Consider the following 19,047-nt stretch of genomic DNA (forward strand, 5'->3'; position numbering starts at 1 on the left):
ATTGCTATAAAAAAGGGCGGAGATCCGTTAAAATCCCGCCCTTATCACCGCATTTAGACAAGCCCAGAAAAGATAATCGACCATGTTTGAAATTAATCCGGTAAAAAATCGCATTCAGGACCTCACGGAGCGCTCTGACGTTCTTAGGGGGTATCTTTGACTATGATGCCAGGAAAGAGCGTCTGGAAGAAGTAAACGCCGAGCTGGAACAGCCGGACGTCTGGAATGAACCCGAGCGCGCACAGGCGCTGGGCAAAGAACGCTCTTCGCTGGAAGCCATCGTTGAGACGCTGGACCAGATGACTCAGGGCCTGGAAGATGTTTCTGGCCTGCTTGAGCTGGCTGTAGAAGCCGAAGATGAAGAAACCTTCAACGAAGCCGTGGCTGAACTCGATCAGCTCGAAGTGAAGCTGGAGCAGCTCGAATTCCGCCGCATGTTCTCTGGTGAATACGACAGCGCCGACTGCTATCTCGACATCCAGGCAGGTTCTGGCGGTACTGAAGCGCAAGACTGGGCAAGCATGCTGACGCGTATGTACCTGCGTTGGGCAGAAGCGCGTGGCTTCAAAACCGAAATTATCGAAGAGTCTGAAGGCGAAGTTGCGGGTCTCAAATCCGTCACCATCAAAATCATCGGTGATTACGCCTACGGCTGGCTGCGTACCGAAACAGGTGTTCACCGTCTGGTGCGTAAAAGCCCGTTCGATTCAGGCGGTCGCCGCCACACCTCTTTCAGCTCCGCGTTTGTGTACCCGGAAGTGGAAGACGACATCGATATCGACATTAACCCGGCGGATCTGCGTATCGACGTATACCGCGCCTCCGGTGCCGGTGGTCAGCACGTTAACCGTACTGAATCCGCTGTGCGTATTACCCATATTCCAACCAATACCGTGACCCAGTGTCAGAACGACCGTTCTCAGCACAAGAACAAAGATCAGGCCATGAAGCAGATGAAAGCGAAGCTTTATGAACTGGAAATGCAAAAGAAAAATGCTGAGAAACAAGCGATGGAAGACAACAAGTCTGACATCGGCTGGGGTAGCCAGATCCGTTCCTACGTGCTGGATGATTCCCGCATCAAAGATCTGCGCACCGGGGTGGAAACCCGCAACACCCAGGCTGTGCTTGATGGCAGTCTGGATCAATTTATCGAAGCAAGTTTGAAAGCAGGGTTATGAGGAACCAAAATGTCTGAACAACAAGCACAAGGCGCTGATGCGGTCGTCGATCTGAATAACGAACTGAAATCTCGCCGTGAAAAGCTCGCTGCACTGCGTGAGCAGGGCATTGCTTTTCCGAACGATTTCCGTCGCGACCACACCTCCGACCGACTGCACGCTGACTTCGACAGTAAAGAAAACGAAGAGCTTGAAGCGCTGAATGTTGAAGTGACCGTTGCGGGCCGTATGATGACCCGCCGCATTATGGGTAAGGCGTCTTTCGTGACCCTTCAGGATGTGGGCGGCCGTATTCAGCTCTATGTTGCACGTGACGATCTGTCAGAAGGCATTTACAACGAGCAGTTCAAAAAGTGGGATCTGGGCGATATTCTCGGCGCGAAAGGTAAGCTGTTTAAAACCAAAACCGGCGAGCTCTCAATCCACTGTACCGAACTGCGTCTGCTGACTAAAGCGCTGCGCCCGCTGCCGGATAAATTCCACGGCCTGCAGGATCAGGAAGCTCGCTATCGCCAGCGCTACCTGGATCTGATCTCCAACGACGAATCCCGTAACACCTTCAAAGTGCGTTCCCAGATCCTGGCGGGCATCCGTCAGTTCATGGTCGGCCGCGACTTTATGGAAGTGGAAACCCCAATGATGCAGGTGATCCCAGGCGGCGCGTCAGCCCGTCCGTTCATCACTCATCACAATGCGCTGGATCTCGACATGTACCTGCGTATTGCGCCGGAACTGTATCTGAAGCGTCTGGTGGTTGGCGGCTTCGAACGTGTGTTCGAAATCAACCGTAACTTCCGTAACGAAGGTATTTCCGTACGTCACAACCCAGAGTTCACCATGATGGAACTCTATATGGCGTATGCGGATTACAAAGACCTGATCGAACTGACCGAATCCCTGTTCCGCACCCTGGCGCAGAACATTCTGGGCAAAACCGAAGTGCCTTACGGCGACCAGACGTTTGATTTCGGCAAACCGTTCGAGAAGCTCACCATGCGTGAAGCTATCAAGAAATACCGTCCGGAAACCAACATGGCCGATCTGGACAACTTCGATGCCGCGAAAGCCATTGCCGCTGAAATCGGGATCAAAGTTGAGAAGAGCTGGGGCCTGGGCCGTACCGTAACGGAGATCTTCGAAGAAGTGGCAGAAGCGCATCTGATTCAGCCAACCTTCATCACTGAATATCCGGCTGAAGTGTCTCCGCTGGCTCGTCGTAATGACGTGAACCCGGAAATCACGGACCGCTTTGAATTCTTCATCGGTGGCCGTGAAATCGGTAACGGCTTTAGCGAGCTGAACGATGCAGAAGATCAGGCGCAGCGCTTCCTGGATCAGGTGAACGCGAAAGAAGCCGGTGATGACGAAGCGATGTTCTACGACGAAGACTACGTGACGTCGCTGGAACATGGCCTGCCGCCAACTGCGGGTCTGGGTATCGGTATCGACCGTATGGTGATGCTGTTCACCAACAGCCACACCATCCGTGATGTGATCCTGTTCCCGGCGATGCGTCCGGTTAAATAAGGTCCATCAGGTCAGGGCATTTATCGTCCTGCTCAGAAAGCCCGGTTAGCATTTAGCGCCGGGCTTTTTTATTCGGCCGCATTCGGACCCCAGAGGATCTCCTGGTCCGCAGAGATAACACTCAGGGGATATTGGCAACCGGGCCAGGGCTGCTATCATAGACATCCCGAATTCCGCTTACCGAGGAGTTGTTTTGCCAGCAGGACGCCTGAACATTCATACTTTTCGTCTGATCGTCTGCCTTATTGTAGGCCTGATGCTGGCTGGCTGTTCCAGTAACTCATCAGACTCTGGCTCAACCTACACCGTGAAGCGAGGCGACACGCTATCCGCGATTTCACGCAAAACAGGGACCAGCGTAAGGGACCTGGCGCGACTCAATGGCATTTCACCACCGTACACCATTGAAGTGGGCCAGCGGCTGAAAACCAATGGCAGTTCAGGCGGCAGCAAAAAATCCTCCGGCAAGAGCAGCACACGCACGGCGAAAGTCACGCCGTCTTCAGCCGTACCACAATCTTCCTGGCCGCCAGTTGGGCAGCGCTGCTGGCGTTGGCCGACCAGCGGCAAAGTCGTGTTACCGTATTCCACCGCCGATGGCGGTAATAAAGGGATAGACATTGCCGGTTCACGCGGGCAGCCTGTTTATGCGTCCGGCGCGGGGAAAGTGGTGTATGTCGGCAACCAGCTTCGTGGTTATGGCAATCTGATCATGATTAAGCACAGCGAAGACTACATCACCGCTTATGCGCATAACGACAAGATGATGGTCAACAATGGTCAGTCAGTGAAAATCGGCCAGCAGATTGCTACGATGGGTAGCTCCGATACCGACTCCGTGAAGCTGCACTTCCAGATTCGCTATCGCGCAACGGCTATCGATCCGCTGCGTTATCTGCCACCGCAGGGCAGTAAGCCCAAGTGTTAAAAGGCGTTTTTTTCGCCAGTCAGCAATCCAAAGGCTTGCCAGAGAGGGTGTTAGGTTTATAATGCCCTCTCACGTCTTTGCGGGCGTAGTTCAATGGTAGAACGGCAGCTTCCCAAGCTGCATACGAGGGTTCGATTCCCTTCGCCCGCTCCAAAATCCTTCTGATCCCACCCAGCGCTATTTTTATCTGATTTTTTTCAAACCCTTACCCAGCGCCACCCCAAAGCCACTGTCGCCGCCACGATCGTCACTATTGCCGCGACATGCATCAGGAAATCTTCCGGATGCAGATGCACCGGATGACAGAATGCCAGCAGCGTCAGCGCCATGCAGGCGACACCTGTTCCGGCTAATGTCAGGCTGCGGAATGGAGTGAGTGTGCGGGTGCGGCGTAAAAAGCCCAGCACCAGCGCAATCATCGGTGCGCTGACGGTGACCATAAAGGTGTAGCAGTGGGTGTCGTGCAGGCTTCCCGCAGATAGCGGGTGTTGACTCAGACTCATGCCTACGGCGATGAACCAAATCACAGCAAGCGCGACTAACCAGCGTGCGGATAAGGGGCGACGGCCTGCGATGCTGCCGGTGAACGCGGCACCGATGGCGAGCAAACCTGTGGCGAAGACGAGCACTAGCTGCGCAATCGCCCATCCCGCGCCAGGTTGTGTCCAGTCGGTGGCGCTTCTCTCCAGCAAAAGACTCGCCAGAGCGCCTGCGCTAAGCGCCATCAACATCCAACTGACGACTCGCAAGCCAACGGGTAACGGGCGTTTGACGGGTTGAGCTGCACGGCTCAATTTTTGAATTAAGGCCTCATGATTTTCCATGACTGGCTCCAAAACGGCGCAGATTGCTCAACGCCCGATGTAACAACGACTTCACCGCCGGAATACTCAGGTTGCTCTCCTTCGCGGCCTCCGCCAGGCTCATCTCCTGAAGGTGAATGCTTTCCACAATCTGACGCTGACGTGAGGGCAACTGGCTGAGAAAACCGTACAACTCTTCCCGTGATTCACGCTGTTCTGCATTCTGAACAAGCGTGGGATCTGCCATGTTTAACGCTTGCTCATCTTCAGTGACTTCTCGCCGGGTAAAGCGCCCTTGTCGCCGTAGCGCGTCCACGCTCCGAGCCTGAGCAATCGCCATCAACCACGGCAGAAACGGACAGCCCGGATCGTAGGTGTGGCGCACCCGATGCAGGGTCAGCAGCACATCCTGAATGACATCCTCAATCAGCGCCTCGTCGTCCATTTGCTTGCGCGCCAGCGCCCGAATAACCGGTACCAGGGTATGCAGCAGGCGTGCATACGCCTGCTGATCGCCTGCCTGTGCGCGGGTCATATACTCAGGCCATTGTTCGCGCGGAACTGCCGGATTACTCATAAACCGCCTTGCTGCGTCGCACCGGAACGCTCAGGCGCGCAACCTTTGCGGTCGTCACGCCTTTTTACCGGCAGCCTGATTGAGGGCATTCACCACGATGGTTGGGGTTAATACCTGCGGTAAAACCGTTGGCGCGCTGCCATCGGCAGGATAAACCACATACAGGGGCAATCCGCCCTGACCAAACTGGCTTAGCGCGTCATCAACATCCGCATTAAATTTAGTCGAATCTGCCACCATATACAGCGTGCCCGTTTTCGCCATCGCCTCTTTCACCGCCTGGGTGGAGAGCGAAGTTTTGTCGTTCACCTGACAGGTGATGCACCAGGACGCGGTGAAGTTCACGAAAATGGCTTTGCCGTGCCCGCGTTGTTCAGCCACTGTCTGCGGCGTCCATTTGATAGGGGCGGGCTGCTGAGCATTCTGCGCGATATCTGCGTTGGCGGCGGGTTTCATCACCCCGGGCAACGGCACCAGCACCAGCAGAAGAAGCGCCGCAGTGACTGAATACATCACGCGGTAGCCACGACCAGCCAGTTGGCGCTGTTGCGCCATGCCATAAATCCATGCCGCAAAGCTGACGATAACCGACCCGGCGAGCAGCGTGGCAAGTGCCGTCATCCCTGCTTGTTGTGCGAGCACCCAAACCAGCCAGGCGTAGGCCCCAAACATCGGGAAGGCGAGGCCTTTTTTCAGCACGCTCATCCAGGCTCCGGGGCGCGGTAGGCGGCGCGCAAGAGCAGGGAAAAGTGAGATCAGCGTGAAGGGCGCAGCAAAGCCCAGCGCCAGCGCAAAGAAAATCGCCAGCGCGACAGCGGGCGGTTGTACCAGAGCGTAGCCAATAGCGCCCGCCATAAACGGAGCCGAGCAGGGCGTGGCGACGATGATCGCCAGCGCACCCGTCAGCGCGGAACGGACGAACGCTCCGCGACCGATAGAAAGCTCTCCGGCTCGCTGGAGTGACAGGCCAACTTCAAATACACCCAGCATATTGAGCGCTGCGCCGAGGATAACCAGCGCCAGAATCGAGATAACCAACGGCGACTGAAGCTGAAATCCCCAGCCAACCGCATTCCCGCCCGCGCGTGCGGCAAGCAGCACCGCCGCCAGCGCCATCATCGTGACGACAACCCCAAGCAAAAACGCCAGACCTTCACTGCGGGCGCTTGCCGTATCGCCATCGTGTCGCAGCAACCCGAAGGCTTTCAACGACACCACGGGAAACACGCACGGCATGAAGTTGAGAATAATGCCGCCTAAAAAGGCGGCGAGCATGGCAGTCAACATAAGCTGTCTCTGTTTGCTATCAGGAGTGTGACTGGGCGTACTGTTTCACCGCATCCATCGTTTTCTGGATGTGAGCATCCGGATTACGGTCGGTGTAGCTCAGCAGGATCTTACCGTCAGGAGCAATCACATAAGACGTGCGGTCAGAGAGCGTTTTGCCGCCCATCTGCATTTGGGTTTGATACTCCGCAGCGACTTTGGCACCCGGGTCTGCGGCGACAGCAAACTTATTACGGCACTCAAGCTGGGAGAATTTCCCAACCTGATCCACGTTTCCCGCGGTCACGCCAATCACCGTTGCGCCCAGCTTTTTGAAATCATCAGTCGCTTCAGCAAAGTCATGCGCTTCCAGCGTACAGCCTTTGGTGAACGCCGCCGGGAAGAAGTAGAGCACGACCGGGCCTTTTTGCAGCGCCTGCTGAAGTGAGAAGGTCATCGGTTTACCGGCGAGCGCGGCGTCGAGCTTGAAGTCAGGTGCGCTGGCACCCACAGGCAGCGCGGCGGCGGCGTTGAAAGCCATCAGAGAGAAACCAAGAGCGGCAGTAGCCAGCAGCGAGAAGCGATGTTTAACAGCAATCATGGTGAGCTCCACTTGTGTAAGGAAAGGGGTTTCTTACACAGTTCGTTGCGTGGAGGGAAAAGGTTTCGCTGCTGAGAAATTTTTTTTTAGGCAGTATCCCGACGGATGCCGGGATACTGTTTCGGGGATCAGTGCTGAGCAGCCTGCGGCAGGTTGTTCAACACGTCGAGCGCCTCTTTCGGAAGGGGTAACGCAGCTGCGGCCAGGTTCTCTTCCAGATGCTTCAGCGAAGACGTGCCTGGGATCAGCAGGATATTAGGCGAACGTTGCAGCAGCCATGCCAGTGCAACCTGCATCGGCGTGGCGTTCAGAGTAGCGGCAATGTCGTTGATATCCTGAGACTGCAACGGCGTGAAGCCACCCAGCGGGAAGAACGGCACATAGGCGATATTCTTCGTCGCCAGCATGTCGATAAGCTTATCGTCATGGCGATTTGCCACGTTATAGAAGTTCTGCACGCAGACGATATCGGTCATTTTCAGGCTATCTTCCACCTGCTTTTCGGTGACGTTGCTCATCCCGATATGGCGGATCAACCCTCTTTCTTTCAGCTTAATCAGTGTTTCCAGCGGTTCTTCCAGCGAGCCTTCTGCCGGGCCGTGAGCGCTGATCATGCTGCGCAGATTCACCACATCCAGCACATCGAGACCCAGGTTACGCAGGTTGTCTTCCACTGCGGAAGTGAGTTCCGGGGCAGACATGGCCGGCAGCCAGTTGCCTTGTTCATCGCGACGTGCGCTGACTTTGGTGACAATTGTCAGCTCTTTCGGATACGGGTGAAGTGCCTTTTTGATGATTTGGTTGGTGACATGCGGCCCGTAAAAATCAGAGGTGTCGATATGGTTCACGCCAGCTTCAAGCACCGCCTGCAGCACTTTCACTGCCCTCTCTGGATCTTTAGGAGGGCCAAACACGCCAGGCCCCGCCAACTGCATCGCTCCATAGCCAAGGCGATACACATCACGATCGCCGAGAGTAAAACTGCCGGACTGTTTAACGCTGGACATAACTGTTTCCTCATAATGGCTTAACCGGCTAAGTGTAAACCGGTTAAGCGAGGAAGGAAGCGAAGAAAGTTTAACGGAATGTGCGGCCTGTAAGCGCAAAGTAGTAATGTCTCCAGTGAAATATTGCCCAATGAATGTTAAATGACAGCGAATTGCTTTGTGATTAATCTCACTTTTTGTAAACAATTGCGATAATAGTTGATAACAATACTCTACTATAGTGCGGTTAATGTGCGCTGAGGTCGGGATGAAAGACGTCGTAATCGTAGGTGCAGTAAGAACCCCCATAGGCTGTTTTCAGGGCGCGTTATCGCGCTTCACCGCCGTGGAGTTGGGCAGTGTGGTGGTGAAAGCGCTGGTCGAGCGAACCGGCATTGACCCTTTTGCCGTCGATGAAGTGATTCTCGGCCAGGTGCTGACGGCGGGTGCCGGGCAAAACCCTGCCCGACAGTCGGCCATCAAAGGCGGCCTGCCGAACACGGTTTCTGCCATTACCATTAATGACGTCTGCGGCTCAGGCCTGAAAGCGCTGCATCTTGCGACTCAGGCGATTCAGTGTGGTGAAGCCGATGTGGTTATCGCCGGTGGCCAGGAAAACATGAGCCGCGCGCCTCACGTGCTGACAGACAGCAGGACAGGGGCACGACTGGGCAACAGCCAGCTTATCGACAGCCTTGTGCATGACGGGCTGTGGGATGCTTTCAACGATTATCATATGGGCGTGACGGCGGAAAATCTGGCGCGAGAATACGGCATTACCCGCGAGTTACAGGATGCCTGGGCGCTTAGCTCACAGCAAAAAGCGCGACGTGCGATCGATTCCGGGCGCTTCCGGGATGAAATTGTCCCGGTTGTGAATGTCCAGAAAAACGGTCTGACTCAGGTTGTCGACACCGACGAACAGCCGCGAACCGATGCCAGCGCCGAAGGGCTCGCTCGCCTGATGCCCGCGTTTGATACGCTGGGTTCAGTGACGGCGGGTAACGCCTCATCGATAAACGATGGCGCGGCGGCGGTGATGATGATGAGTGAATCACGAGCGCTGGAGCTGAATTTGCCGATTCTGGCGCGCATTCGGGCCTTTGCCAGCGTGGGTGTCGATCCTGCACTGATGGGGATTGCGCCGGTTTATGCGACACGCCGTTGTCTTGAGCGCGTGGGCTGGCAGCTTGGCGATGTTGACTTGATTGAAGCCAATGAAGCTTTCGCGGCACAGGCTATTTCCGTCGGCAAGGTGCTCGAATGGGACGAAAAGCGCGTCAACGTTAACGGCGGCGCGATTGCATTGGGCCATCCGATTGGCGCGTCCGGCTGCCGTATTTTGGTGTCGCTGGTGCATGAGATGATCAAACGCGATGCCCGCAAAGGGCTGGCGACATTGTGCATCGGCGGTGGACAAGGCGTGGCGCTGGCGGTTGAACGCGAATAGTCCTGAGATGTTTATCTCGTGAGGCCTCCTGCAAAGGGTAATGCCGTTCACTTAAGCCAATGAATTAGGGGAAACTCCGGGATTTGGTTCCCGGAGGGACGCCAAACCCGGTGGTCGCCCCGGATATCTCGGTCTTAAACTAACGGTGTTATCCTGCAAAGGGGGCCTTTTTGTTTGCTGAAATCCACCCTTTCTTCGTTTTTCTGCGCGGTTACCCCCTCTTCTGTATCGTAATTCAAATATTTTATAACTCATTGTTATTAAACAATATAAGTGCTCATTCGTGGCGTGAAATCAAGCCCGTAACGTGATCGGTTTTGCATTTCTGGTATTTATTAGCATAAAAAATGAAACGATGTTTTATTTATCATTGAAAACCACCAGTGGGAGGCATAAGATGTTTTCAACAGAAAAGCGAAACTGCTTTTCAAAATGAAACTTATGCTGGAGGTTTACGTGGACATCAGACAAAGCATCCACAGCGCGCACGCTAAGACGCTGGATACGCAAGGGCTGCGCAACGAGTTTTTGGTTGAGAAGGTGTTTGTCGCCGATGAATACACCATGGTGTACAGCCACATCGATCGCATTATTGTGGGCGGCATCATGCCGGTGGCAAAAACGGTCTCTGTCGGCGGAGAAGTGGGCAAACAGCTTGGCGTGAGCGACTTCCTTGAGCGTCGTGAGCTGGGTGTGATTAACATCGGCGGTCCGGGCACCATCACAGTCGATGGCAAATGCTATGAAATCGGCCATCGCGATGCCCTGTACGTCGGGAAAGGGGCGAAAGAAGTGGTGTTCGCCAGCATCGATACCACGAAACCCGCGAAGTTTTACTACAACTGCGCCCCGGCACACACCACCTTCCCGACCAAAAAAGTCACCCCTGCGGATGTTGCCCCGGTCACGCTTGGCGACAACATCACCAGCAACCGTCGCACCATCAATAAATACTTCGTTCCGGACGTGCTGGAAACCTGTCAGCTCAGCATGGGCCTGACTGAACTGGCGCCAGGCAACCTGTGGAACACCATGCCGTGCCATACCCATGAACGCCGCATGGAAGTCTATTTCTACTTCAATATGGCCGACGACGCCTGCGTGTTCCACATGATGGGCCAACCGCAGGAAACGCGCCATATCGTGATGCACAACGAGCAGGCGGTCATTTCGCCGAGCTGGTCGATTCACTCTGGCGTGGGCACTCAGGCCTACACCTTTATCTGGGGCATGGTCGGTGAGAACCAGGTCTTCGATGATATGGACCACGTCGCTGTTAAAGATCTGCGCTAGTTGCGGGCAGCGAAACCCTTTGCCTGTCCGGTACAGGCGTCAAATGAGTAAGGATTGTTTATGATTCTCGATACATTTTCACTGGCAGGCAAAGTTGCCGTGGTTTCCGGATGCGATACCGGTCTGGGTCAGGGCATGGCCATTGGCCTGGCGGAAGCCGGCTGTGACATCGTTGGTATCAACATCGTTGAACCCACCGAAACCATTGAGCAGGTGACCGCTCGCGGTCGTCGTTTCCTTAGCCTGACGGCTGACCTGCGCAATATCGACGGTATTCCGCAACTACTGGAACGTGCTGTCGCCGAATTTGGCCATATCGATATTCTGGTCAACAACGCCGGTTTGATTCGTCGCCAGGACGCTATCGAATTTAGCGAGAAGGATTGGGACGATGTGATGAACCTGAACATCAAAGCGGTGTTCTTCATGTCTCAGGCGGCAGCGAAACACTTCATCAGCCAGGGCAAGGGCGGCAAAATTATCAACATCGCCTCGATGCTCTCCTTCCAGGGTGGAATTCGCGTTCCCTCTTATACTGCGTCGAAAAGCGGCGTGATGGGCGTGACCCGTTTGCTGGCGAACGAGTGGGCAAAACACGGCATCAACGTCAACGCGATTGCGCCGGGATATATGGCGACCAACAACACCCAACAGCTGCGTGCTGATGAACAGCGTAGCGCCGAAATTCTGGATCGTATTCCGGCCGGGCGTTGGGGCTTGCCGAGCGATCTGATGGGGCCAGTGGTGTTCCTGGCATCTCCTGCTTCAGACTACATCAATGGCTACACTGTGGCGGTGGACGGCGGCTGGCTAGCCCGCTAACCCCATCAAGCTGGGACAAAAACCCTGTTCCGGCGGGGTTTTTTATACGTAAAAAGACTAATATTTTTCCATGCTTAATGTGAATTAAATATGGCTAGACCTTTTATTTAGTGGGTGATAACGGATCTACCGGCATAAATGATAAAGCGTTTTTAATCAACTCCGCAATTAGGTGGGATCTTTTGCGGGAATTTGAGCATTTAGCATTTTTTCTGAATGAAGACCATGAGAATTCCTGGTTATGTGATTAACAAAATAAAATGTTTTCAGAATCTTCTTATGGGGCTATATTAGCGAAAAATAACGTTAACCTGCACTGACGAAATCATCATGTCAACTATGGATATCAAGCCCCCAAAGGTCGTCACGATCGCGCCTTCTGTTCCCGCACAATCTTTCTCTACCGGGCAAGATATTGATCTCCTGGTACTACTGGACGTGTTGTGGAGTGCCCACAAACGCATCCTCGCTTTTGTTCTTGGGTTTGCCTTTGCCGGCCTGGCTGTTTCGCTGCTGTTGCCGCAAAAATGGACCAGCAGCGCCGTTATCACGCCAGCGGAGCGCACACAGTTAATGCCACTCAACACGCTACTTACCACGATGAGAGTGCTCGGTGTCGACAATAAAAGCGACAGTACTGAGCTGTTTAATTTATTTATCAAAAAGTTTAACTCCTCTGTGTTGCTGGAAGAGTACATAAAATCTTCACCTGAGCTAATGAATCCGCGGAGAGAGATTGATGTCGATCCGATTGAGCTTCATCGTGCGGTCGTGACCATCGCCGAACGGATGAAAGCGGTTGACGATGCCAGCAACAAAAAAGAGAACTACGCGCTGTATAACTCCTGGACGCTCTCTTTTACTGGCCCGGATGCGGCAGAAGCGCAAGCGATTCTGGCGGGCTACATCAAATTCGTCAGCGCGGAAGTGGTGAAACAGACCATGACCAATCTCCATGAAAACGTGACCATGAAGCTACAGACCGAAAAACAGCGTCTGGAACTTGATCGTGCGCAACTGGAGAATGCGAAAGACACCAAAATTAAGCGTCTGAATTATTCTTTGCAGGTTGCACAAGCTGCTGGCATCAATAAGCCGGTGTACAGCAATGGGCAAATGATTAAAGATGATCCCGATTTTTCCGTCACCCTGGGCACTGAAGGGATCAATAAAAAACTCGAAATTGAAAAGTCGATTAAAGATGTTTCTGAATTGAATGCGGATATTCTCAATCGTGAGTATTTGTTGAAACAGTTAGAATCGTTAAATATTACGGATGTTGACTTTCCCGTGGTTAATTATCAGCTTGAACCCTCACTTCCTATTAAAAAGGATGGTCCAGGGAAGTCGCTTATTATTCTGCTGGCTGCGCTGCTGGGCGGGGCAATAGCCTGTGGAACGGTTTTACTGCAAAGTGCGCGTGAGTCGCGCCGGGCTATGTTGCTGCTCGAAGAACCTGCGCTGTAATTCTCCAATAAAGCACATAAAAAGAATAACTTATCTTCTTTTTATGTGCCTGAGATCCGCCCTCAACGGCCCTTGTTCACCGCACCTCTCTCCAGCGCATACCTGTCTCTTTCGTTGAGATCAGAAGTGGAAAGTTAATCCCAACTCTGGTTCACTGTGGAAAACACGTTCAAAGGACAGTCCATGAAAACCATTGGTCTACTTGCCGGCATGAGCTGGGAATCCACCATTCCTTATTACCGTCTGATTAATGAAGGCATCAAGCAGCGCCTGGGCGGCCTGCACTCGGCGAAGATCCTGATGCACAGCGTTGATTTCCATGAGATTGAAGCCTGTCAGGCTTCGGGTGAATGGGAAAAGGCCGGGGAGATCCTCGCGAACGCGGCGGCCTCGCTGGAAAGCATCGGTGCGGAAGGGATCGTGCTTTGCACTAACACCATGCACAAAGTGGCCTCACAGATTGAATCCCGTTGTCAGGTGCCTTTTTTGCACATCGCGGATGCAACAGGGCGTGCGATTGAGAAGCAAAAGCTGCGCAATGTCGCGCTGTTGGGCACACGCTACACCATGGAGCAGGAGTTCTACCGCGGGCGTCTGGAGCAGGAATTCTCGCTGAATTTGCTTATCCCTAATGCCGATGAACGCGCGCGAATCAACCAAATCATCTTCGAAGAGCTGTGCCTTGGCACGTTTAGCGAGACTTCCCGTCAGGAATATTTACAGGTCATTGAACGGCTGGTGGCAGAAGGCGCTGAAGGCGTTATTTTTGGCTGCACCGAAATTGGCCTGCTGGTACCTGCCGAACGTTGCCCGGTGCCGGTGTTTGATACAGCCGCGCTTCATGCCTCTGATGCCGTGGACTTTATGCTTTCCTGAGCAGCGCTTCCAGGGGGGTGACGATCGTCGGCAAACTGCTTTGCAGATGACTGACAAAGGCATCCACTAATGCCGATCCTGGCCGGTGCAACGGCCGGATCAGGCTCACCGTAAACGGCACATCGACACTAAAGCGACGGATAGCAATGCCCGTGGCGGCGTATTCCAGTGCGGTAAACGGGTTAACCACTGAAATGCCCGCCCCCGCACGCACCATGGCGCAAATTGACGCCGCGCTGTGAGTTTCCACCACCATTCTTCTCCGCACCTGATGCTCGCTAAACAGGTTATCAAGCAACTGCCGGTAGCTGTCCGTACGCGACAGGCTGATGTAGTTCTCCCCTTCAAAATCTTGCGGTGTGAGTACCGTTTTCTGCGCAAGCGGATGGCTGGCGGGCAGAACGCAGACTTCATTCATGCTGAGTAAGGGCGTGCGTTCGGTGCCGGGCGGCGTATGCAGCGTTTCAGTGAGCCCAAGATCGTGACGTTGCGCAGACAGCCACTCTTCGAGCAGCGGCGATTCCTGCGGAACAATTTGCAGACTCACTTCCGGGTAGCGAGCGAGGAAAGGTTGCAGCAACGCTGGCAAAAAGGACTGCGAAAAGACGGGCAGACAGACCACGGAGAGTTCGCCCTGGCGAAATTCCCGCAGGCTTTCCGCCGCGCTCACAATGCGGTCCAGCCCGTACCAGGAGCGCTGCACTTCTTCAAACAACCGCAAACCCTGAACGGTAGGATGCAGCCGCCCGCGACTGCGCTCAAACAGCTTTAACCCCAGCACTTTTTCAAACCGTGCGAGCTCCCGGCTGACCGTCGGCTGCGAGGTGTGCAACAGCGCTGCTGCTTCGGTGACGTTGCCGGTGGTCATCACAGCATGAAAGATTTCGATGTGGCGTAAATTTACCGCAGGCATGGCGTATTCCTTTCCTGACGTTATCCATATCAATTTTGCATGAAGTGTCGAAAAAACGATATTTTTTATTCGGTATTCACTGTGGCGTAATCAAGGCAGAGAAAAAGACGGAGTTCACCATGCCACGCCCACTGACTAACACTGATACAGCCCTCAACGCGGAAAACCTGTTACGCCTGCCAGCCGAATTTGGCTGCCCGGTCTGGGTGTATGATGCGGCCATTATTCGCCAGCAGATTGCTCAACTGAGCCAGTTCGACGTGGTTCGCTTTGCGCAAAAAGCCTGCTCCAACATTCATATTCTGCGTTTAATGCGTGAGCAGGGCGTGAAGGTGGATTCGGTGTCACTGGGTGAAATCGAGCGTGCGCTGGCCGCAGGATACAATCCGGCGACGCATCCGGATGATATCGTCTTTACCGCCGATATGATTGACGAAGCGACACTCGCTCGCGTCAGTGAACTGAACATTCCTGTGAATGCAGGAGCGGTGGACATGCTGGCTCAGCTTGGTGAAGTGTCGCCGGGGCATCGCGTGTGGCTGCGTGTGAACCCAGGTTTTGGTCATGGGCACAGTCAGAAAACCAATACTGGTGGTGAAAACAGCAAACACGGCATCTGGTATAGCGACCTGCCGCAGGCGCTGGAAGTGATTCAACGCTATAAGCTGAAACTGGTCGGCATTCATATGCACATCGGTTCTGGCGTGGATTATGGCCATCTGGAACAGGTTTGTGGCGCGATGGTGCGTCAGGTTGTCGAATTCGGCCAGGATCTTGAGGCCATCTCTGCGGGCGGCGGGTTATCCATTCCTTACCGCTTCGGGGAAGAAACTATCGATACCAATCACTACTTTGGCCTGTGGAATGCTGCTCGCGAACAGATTGCGAAACATTTAGGCCATTCAGTGAAACTGGAAATCGAGCCGGGTCGCTTCCTGGTGGCGGAATCCGGTGTGCTGGTAGCGCAGGTTCGCAGTGTGAAAAACATGGGCAGTCGCCACTTTGTGCTGATCGACGCCGGGTTTAACGATTTAATGCGTCCTTCGATGTACGGCAGCTATCACCACATCAGCGCGCTGGCTGCGGACGGGCGAGACCTGAGTCAGTCTCCGTTGGTGGATACCGTCGTGGCTGGGCCGTTATGTGAATCTGGTGATGTCTTTACGCAACAAGAAGGCGGGAAAGTGGAAACACGCGAACTGCCGCAGGTGGTGTCGGGCGATTATCTGGTGCTGCATGACACCGGGGCGTACGGTGCCTCAATGTCTTCCAACTACAACAGCCGCCCGCTGCTGCCAGAAGTGCTGTATGACAACGGCAGCGCTCGCCTGATTCGCCGTCGTCAGACGATTCAGGAATTGCTGGCGCTGGAAGCGTTCTGATAATAAGGGCCAGTGGTCACCGATTCGCGCAGGACCAGCTTGCCGGTAAACGGCGGCAGCGTTTCAATCGGTTGGCCGTTGGCCAGTTTGATCGCCTGATCGATAGCGGTGGTTATCATGTTGTCGATAGGCAGATAGACGGTTGAAAGCCCCGGTTCGAGCCATTTCGCGCTGGGGGCATCATCAAAGCCAAACAGCGAAATATCCTGAGGGATTTTCAGCCCCGCCTGATGCAGCGCCTTCGACGCCCCTAACGCCATATCATCATTACAGGCAAACAGCGCGCTGAAGCTGACTTTTTCATCCAACAGCTGTTGGCACAGTTCATAGCCGCGCGTCATGCCGGAATCCCCGTATTTCACTTTGTTTGGGTCCCACGCGATCCCGTGTTTTTCCAGAGCATTACGATAACCCTGCAAACGCGTTTTGCCGGTCGGCGTGTGGATGGGCACGGTGATACAGGCGATGTCCCGGTGGCCTTGCGAAATCAGGTAATCGACGGCCTGAAAGGCGGCATCTTGTTGTTCGAAGAACACGCAGCGATCGCGCATCTGGCTGACGTCCCGGTTAATCACCACGACCGGCATGGCTATCGAGTTAATCAGCTTCATGATCGCCTTTTCGCTCATAAAGCGGGTGTAGAGCACGATGGCATCGCACTGCCTGTCGGCCAGCATTTGCACCGCTTGTTCTTCGCGTTCAGGCGTGTCGTGGCCGTCGGTGACAATCAGTTGTTTACCGTGGGTTTCTGTCTGGCGAGAAGCTTGCTGCAGCAGGCGACCGAAGTAAAAGCCGTCGAAGGTGGAGACCACCAACCCAATGCTGTTGCTTGTTCGATTGGCCAGCGAGCGCGCCAAAAAGTTGGGACGATAGCCCAGCTCTTCCATGGCTTTATACACCTGCTTGCGGGTGCTCTCTTTTACCTGACCTGTGCCGTTCAATACGCGGGAGACGGTCGCTTTCGACACGCCAGCGCGTAGTGAGACATCCAGCATTGTTGCCATTGTTCATTCCTGATGCCACATGATTGCCGCAGTTTATCACAGACAATCAGGGGCATATCCTCTCCGTTCGTTACAAATAACTATCGCGATCACGCTTTTAGCAGCCGATGGCGGCAGAAGTCGTCGTAAGACACCTGTGCGCGGTGCTTCTGTGGGCTACGACATTTTTGCTACACTGGTCGCCGGTTTACGGCAGAGTGCGTGTAACCGTCATGATTAGGGTTGTTCAGGGGACATTGATGTGAAGATCCAGCCTCTTTATGCCGTGCCACAGCATGCGCGGCAGGTTACGGACTGGCTATGGCAAGCCTTTGGCGGTGTGGCAATGCCACGTGAATTTTTCGCCAGCATTATTGAGCACAGCCAGAAACCGGATGCGTTGCCGCTGACCTTCGTGATGACAGAAGGTGACGCATTGCTGGCAACCGTTGGCTTATGGCGTTGTGATCTTATCAGCCGTCAGGATCTGTTCCCGTGGATGGCGGCTTTGTATGTCGACGAATCTGTGCGTGGGCAAGGGCTGGCAGGGCAGTTGCAGGAACATGTGATTCAGTATGCGCGTGAAAAGGGCTATTCGCAGCTCCACCTCTATTCGGCCTGCCGCGATTTTTATGAGCGTTTTGGCTGGCAGTACCTCGGCGATGGCATTGAATATCCTGCCACCACCGTGCATCTGTACCGTTACGAGCTCTGAGTTTCCGTCAGGGCAATCACCGAATGGCGACGCACCAGAGTAGGGCTAAACAGGTGCGTAATTTCCGGCAAAGGGCGCTTTTCTGCCAGCGCTAACGCCAGCTCTGCGGCCTGTGTCGCCATGGTGACAATCGGATAACGAACGGTGGTCAGACGCGGGCGCACGTAGCGCGAAATCAGAACATCGTCGAAGCCAATCAGTGAAATCTCGCCCGGCACGTCAATGCCATTGTCGTTCAGCACGCCCATCGCACCGGCTGCCATCGAATCGTTGTAGCATGCCACCGCGGTAAAGTTTCTGCCGCGCCCAAGCAACTCCGTCATCGCTTGTTCACCGCCGCTCTCGTCCGGTTCGCCGAAGGTCACCAGTCTTTCGTTACAAGGCAGGCCGCTCTCTTTTAACGCGTCGTAATAGCCCTGTAAGCGGTCTTCTGCATCAGAAATGGCGTGATTAGAGCAGAGATAGCCAATTTTAGTGTGGCCCTGCTGAATCAGATGGCGAGTCGCAAGCCACGCACCGTAGCGGTCATCCAGCGCCACGCAGCGCTTTTCGTAACCCGGCAGAATGCGGTTGATCAGCACCATGCCCGGAATGTGTTTCATCAGCCCGGCAAGCTCTTCGTCCGGCAGCACTTTGGCGTGCACAACGAGCGCTGCACAACGGTGGCGAATCAATTGCTCGATGGCCTGACGCTCTTTTTTCTCGTTGTGGTAGCCATTACCAATCAGCAAAAAATTACCGGTGTGATAGGCCACTTGCTCCACGGCTTTGACCATGGCACCAAAAAACGGATCGGAAACATCACCGACCACCAGGCCGACGGTTTCGGTAGACTGCTGAGCCAGCGCGCGGGCGTTGGCGTTAGGGTGATAGCTTAATGTCTCCATAGCGGCAAACACCGCCTGGCGTGAGGCATCGCTGGCTTTCGGAGAGTTGTTAATCACTCGGGAAACGGTGGCGACTGAAACACCAGCCAACCGGGCCACATCCTTTATTGTCGCCATATCATGCCTTCTTTAGAGGGAAAACGGTTACACACCTCACAGTGTTACGGAAAAGCCAGTGCTGTTCAAGGTTAAGGGGCAGGTAAGGTGAGCAAATGTGATGCAGACGAGGCTGTTGGGTAAATGCGTTACACAACACGTCACGGTGAATTGAAAACGGAAAAGGTGAATTCAAACCTTTAGTTACACTTTGCGCAGAGCTGTTGCGAATGTTCGCTGGAGGAGTCATCAGCCAGATTGATACTCTGACTGTCCCAGAGGTATTGATAGGTG

18 protein-coding genes and 1 tRNA gene are annotated in these 19,047 nt (G+C 54.2%); 11 read left to right on the top strand and 8 right to left on the bottom strand.

Going from position 1 to position 19,047, the window contains the following annotated elements; translation table 11 throughout:
* The first annotated feature begins 82 nt into the window (after positions 1-82).
* From prfB to ACLW56_RS05510, 4 genes are all read left to right on the top strand, one after another.
* Positions 83-1,181 (top strand): peptide chain release factor 2 gene (gene prfB / locus ACLW56_RS05495; RefSeq protein WP_330982801.1). Its coding sequence is split into 2 segments (ribosomal slippage): positions 83-157 and positions 159-1,181, totalling 1,098 coding nucleotides; the frame shifts between segments, so codons are not numbered across the junction.
* Positions 1,182-1,190: 9 nt separating this feature from the next.
* Positions 1,191-2,708 (top strand): lysine--tRNA ligase, encoded by a 1,518-nt coding sequence (lysS, locus tag ACLW56_RS05500; protein ID WP_330982802.1) that lies wholly within the window; start codon positions 1,191-1,193, stop codon positions 2,706-2,708.
* A 214-nt stretch (positions 2,709-2,922) separates the two neighbouring features.
* Positions 2,923-3,636, top strand: coding sequence for an amidase activator ActS (gene actS / locus ACLW56_RS05505; protein WP_330982909.1), 714 nt, complete (start codon positions 2,923-2,925; stop codon positions 3,634-3,636).
* Positions 3,637-3,715: 79 nt separating this feature from the next.
* Positions 3,716-3,789: transfer RNA gene (locus ACLW56_RS05510), tRNA-Gly, on the top strand.
* A gap of 44 nt (positions 3,790-3,833) precedes the next feature.
* On the opposite strand, the gene ACLW56_RS05515 is transcribed toward ACLW56_RS05510, so the two are convergent.
* From ACLW56_RS05515 to ACLW56_RS05535, 5 genes are all read right to left on the bottom strand, one after another.
* Complete coding sequence (locus tag ACLW56_RS05515) at positions 3,834-4,460, bottom strand: DUF1109 domain-containing protein (protein ID WP_330982803.1); 627 nt, start codon at positions 4,458-4,460, stop codon at positions 3,834-3,836.
* Positions 4,447-5,016, bottom strand: coding sequence for a sigma-70 family RNA polymerase sigma factor (locus tag ACLW56_RS05520; protein ID WP_330982804.1), 570 nt, complete (start codon positions 5,014-5,016; stop codon positions 4,447-4,449). Before ACLW56_RS05520 ends, ACLW56_RS05515 begins: the two co-directional genes overlap by 14 nt.
* Positions 5,017-5,070: 54 nt before the next feature.
* The gene (locus ACLW56_RS05525) at positions 5,071-6,303 is read right to left on the bottom strand and encodes a protein-disulfide reductase DsbD family protein (protein ID WP_330982805.1); all 1,233 of its coding nucleotides are present in this window, start codon (positions 6,301-6,303) and stop codon (positions 5,071-5,073) included.
* A gap of 19 nt (positions 6,304-6,322) precedes the next feature.
* Positions 6,323-6,883: a peroxiredoxin gene (locus ACLW56_RS05530; protein WP_330982806.1), complete on the bottom strand. Its 561-nt coding sequence runs from the start codon at positions 6,881-6,883 to the stop codon at positions 6,323-6,325.
* A gap of 128 nt (positions 6,884-7,011) precedes the next feature.
* Positions 7,012-7,890 carry an aldo/keto reductase family oxidoreductase gene (locus ACLW56_RS05535; protein WP_330982807.1) on the bottom strand — a complete coding sequence of 293 codons (879 nt, stop codon included), beginning with the start codon at positions 7,888-7,890 and terminating at the stop codon, positions 7,012-7,014.
* A gap of 247 nt (positions 7,891-8,137) precedes the next feature.
* Here ACLW56_RS05535 and ACLW56_RS05540 point away from each other — a divergent pair, with 247 nt between their 5' ends.
* From ACLW56_RS05540 to ACLW56_RS05560, 5 genes are all read left to right on the top strand, one after another.
* Positions 8,138-9,319 carry an acetyl-CoA C-acetyltransferase gene (locus ACLW56_RS05540; protein WP_330982808.1) on the top strand — a complete coding sequence of 394 codons (1,182 nt, stop codon included), beginning with the start codon at positions 8,138-8,140 and terminating at the stop codon, positions 9,317-9,319.
* 456 nt (positions 9,320-9,775) lie between these two features.
* Entirely contained in the window at positions 9,776-10,612 is an 837-nt protein-coding gene (gene kduI / locus ACLW56_RS05545; protein WP_330982809.1) for a 5-dehydro-4-deoxy-D-glucuronate isomerase, read from the top strand.
* A 60-nt stretch (positions 10,613-10,672) separates the two neighbouring features.
* Positions 10,673-11,434, top strand: a complete 762-nt coding sequence (kduD, locus tag ACLW56_RS05550; RefSeq protein WP_330982810.1) for a 2-dehydro-3-deoxy-D-gluconate 5-dehydrogenase KduD — start codon at positions 10,673-10,675, stop codon at positions 11,432-11,434.
* A gap of 330 nt (positions 11,435-11,764) precedes the next feature.
* Positions 11,765-12,901, top strand: a complete 1,137-nt coding sequence (gene wzz(fepE) / locus ACLW56_RS05555) for an LPS O-antigen length regulator Wzz(fepE) (protein ID WP_330982811.1) — start codon at positions 11,765-11,767, stop codon at positions 12,899-12,901.
* Between the two features lie 183 nt (positions 12,902-13,084).
* On the top strand, positions 13,085-13,777 hold the full coding sequence (locus ACLW56_RS05560) for an aspartate/glutamate racemase (protein ID WP_330982812.1): 693 nt from the start codon (positions 13,085-13,087) through the stop codon (positions 13,775-13,777).
* On the opposite strand, the gene ACLW56_RS05565 is transcribed toward ACLW56_RS05560, so the two are convergent.
* Entirely contained in the window at positions 13,764-14,690 is a 927-nt protein-coding gene (locus tag ACLW56_RS05565; protein ID WP_330982813.1) for a LysR family transcriptional regulator, read from the bottom strand. The two genes, ACLW56_RS05560 and ACLW56_RS05565, sit on opposite strands and share 14 nt — an antisense overlap.
* Before the next feature lie 119 nt (positions 14,691-14,809).
* On the opposite strand from ACLW56_RS05565, the gene lysA reads away from it, so the two are divergent.
* Positions 14,810-16,072, top strand: coding sequence for a diaminopimelate decarboxylase (gene lysA / locus ACLW56_RS05570; protein ID WP_330982814.1), 1,263 nt, complete (start codon positions 14,810-14,812; stop codon positions 16,070-16,072).
* Here lysA and ACLW56_RS05575 read toward each other — a convergent pair.
* The gene (locus ACLW56_RS05575) at positions 16,042-17,076 is read right to left on the bottom strand and encodes a LacI family DNA-binding transcriptional regulator (protein ID WP_330982815.1); all 1,035 of its coding nucleotides are present in this window, start codon (positions 17,074-17,076) and stop codon (positions 16,042-16,044) included. The two genes, lysA and ACLW56_RS05575, sit on opposite strands and share 31 nt — an antisense overlap.
* Positions 17,077-17,317: 241 nt before the next feature.
* Here ACLW56_RS05575 and ACLW56_RS05580 point away from each other — a divergent pair, with 241 nt between their 5' ends.
* Positions 17,318-17,770 (top strand): GNAT family N-acetyltransferase, encoded by a 453-nt coding sequence (locus ACLW56_RS05580; protein ID WP_330982816.1) that lies wholly within the window; start codon positions 17,318-17,320, stop codon positions 17,768-17,770.
* Here the strand turns inward: ACLW56_RS05580 and galR are convergent.
* Complete coding sequence (gene galR / locus ACLW56_RS05585; RefSeq protein WP_330982817.1) at positions 17,758-18,774, bottom strand: HTH-type transcriptional regulator GalR; 1,017 nt, start codon at positions 18,772-18,774, stop codon at positions 17,758-17,760. The two genes, ACLW56_RS05580 and galR, sit on opposite strands and share 13 nt — an antisense overlap.
* Between the last annotated feature and the right edge of the window lie 273 nt (positions 18,775-19,047).

Source organism: Pantoea sp. sgz302252 (assembly GCF_047713085.1).
Lineage (GTDB): Bacteria > Pseudomonadota > Gammaproteobacteria > Enterobacterales > Enterobacteriaceae > Scandinavium.

Excerpts from the sequence above, each read along its gene's own strand:
- lysS (WP_330982802.1), top strand. The coding sequence starts at position 1,191 with ATGTCTGAACAACAAGCACAAGGCGCTGATGCGGTCGTCGATCTGAAT.
- ACLW56_RS05515 (WP_330982803.1), bottom strand. The coding sequence starts at position 4,460 with ATGGAAAATCATGAGGCCTTAATTCAAAAATTGAGCCGTGCAGCTCAA.
- ACLW56_RS05520 (WP_330982804.1), bottom strand. The coding sequence starts at position 5,016 with ATGAGTAATCCGGCAGTTCCGCGCGAACAATGGCCTGAGTATATGACC.
- ACLW56_RS05525 (WP_330982805.1), bottom strand. The coding sequence starts at position 6,303 with ATGTTGACTGCCATGCTCGCCGCCTTTTTAGGCGGCATTATTCTCAAC.
- ACLW56_RS05530 (WP_330982806.1), bottom strand. The coding sequence starts at position 6,883 with ATGATTGCTGTTAAACATCGCTTCTCGCTGCTGGCTACTGCCGCTCTT.
- ACLW56_RS05535 (WP_330982807.1), bottom strand. The coding sequence starts at position 7,890 with ATGTCCAGCGTTAAACAGTCCGGCAGTTTTACTCTCGGCGATCGTGAT.
- ACLW56_RS05540 (WP_330982808.1), top strand. The coding sequence starts at position 8,138 with ATGAAAGACGTCGTAATCGTAGGTGCAGTAAGAACCCCCATAGGCTGT.
- kduD (WP_330982810.1), top strand. The coding sequence starts at position 10,673 with ATGATTCTCGATACATTTTCACTGGCAGGCAAAGTTGCCGTGGTTTCC.
- ACLW56_RS05560 (WP_330982812.1), top strand. The coding sequence starts at position 13,085 with ATGAAAACCATTGGTCTACTTGCCGGCATGAGCTGGGAATCCACCATT.
- ACLW56_RS05565 (WP_330982813.1), bottom strand. The coding sequence starts at position 14,690 with ATGCCTGCGGTAAATTTACGCCACATCGAAATCTTTCATGCTGTGATG.
- lysA (WP_330982814.1), top strand. The coding sequence starts at position 14,810 with ATGCCACGCCCACTGACTAACACTGATACAGCCCTCAACGCGGAAAAC.
- ACLW56_RS05575 (WP_330982815.1), bottom strand. The coding sequence starts at position 17,076 with ATGGCAACAATGCTGGATGTCTCACTACGCGCTGGCGTGTCGAAAGCG.
- galR (WP_330982817.1), bottom strand. The coding sequence starts at position 18,774 with ATGGCGACAATAAAGGATGTGGCCCGGTTGGCTGGTGTTTCAGTCGCC.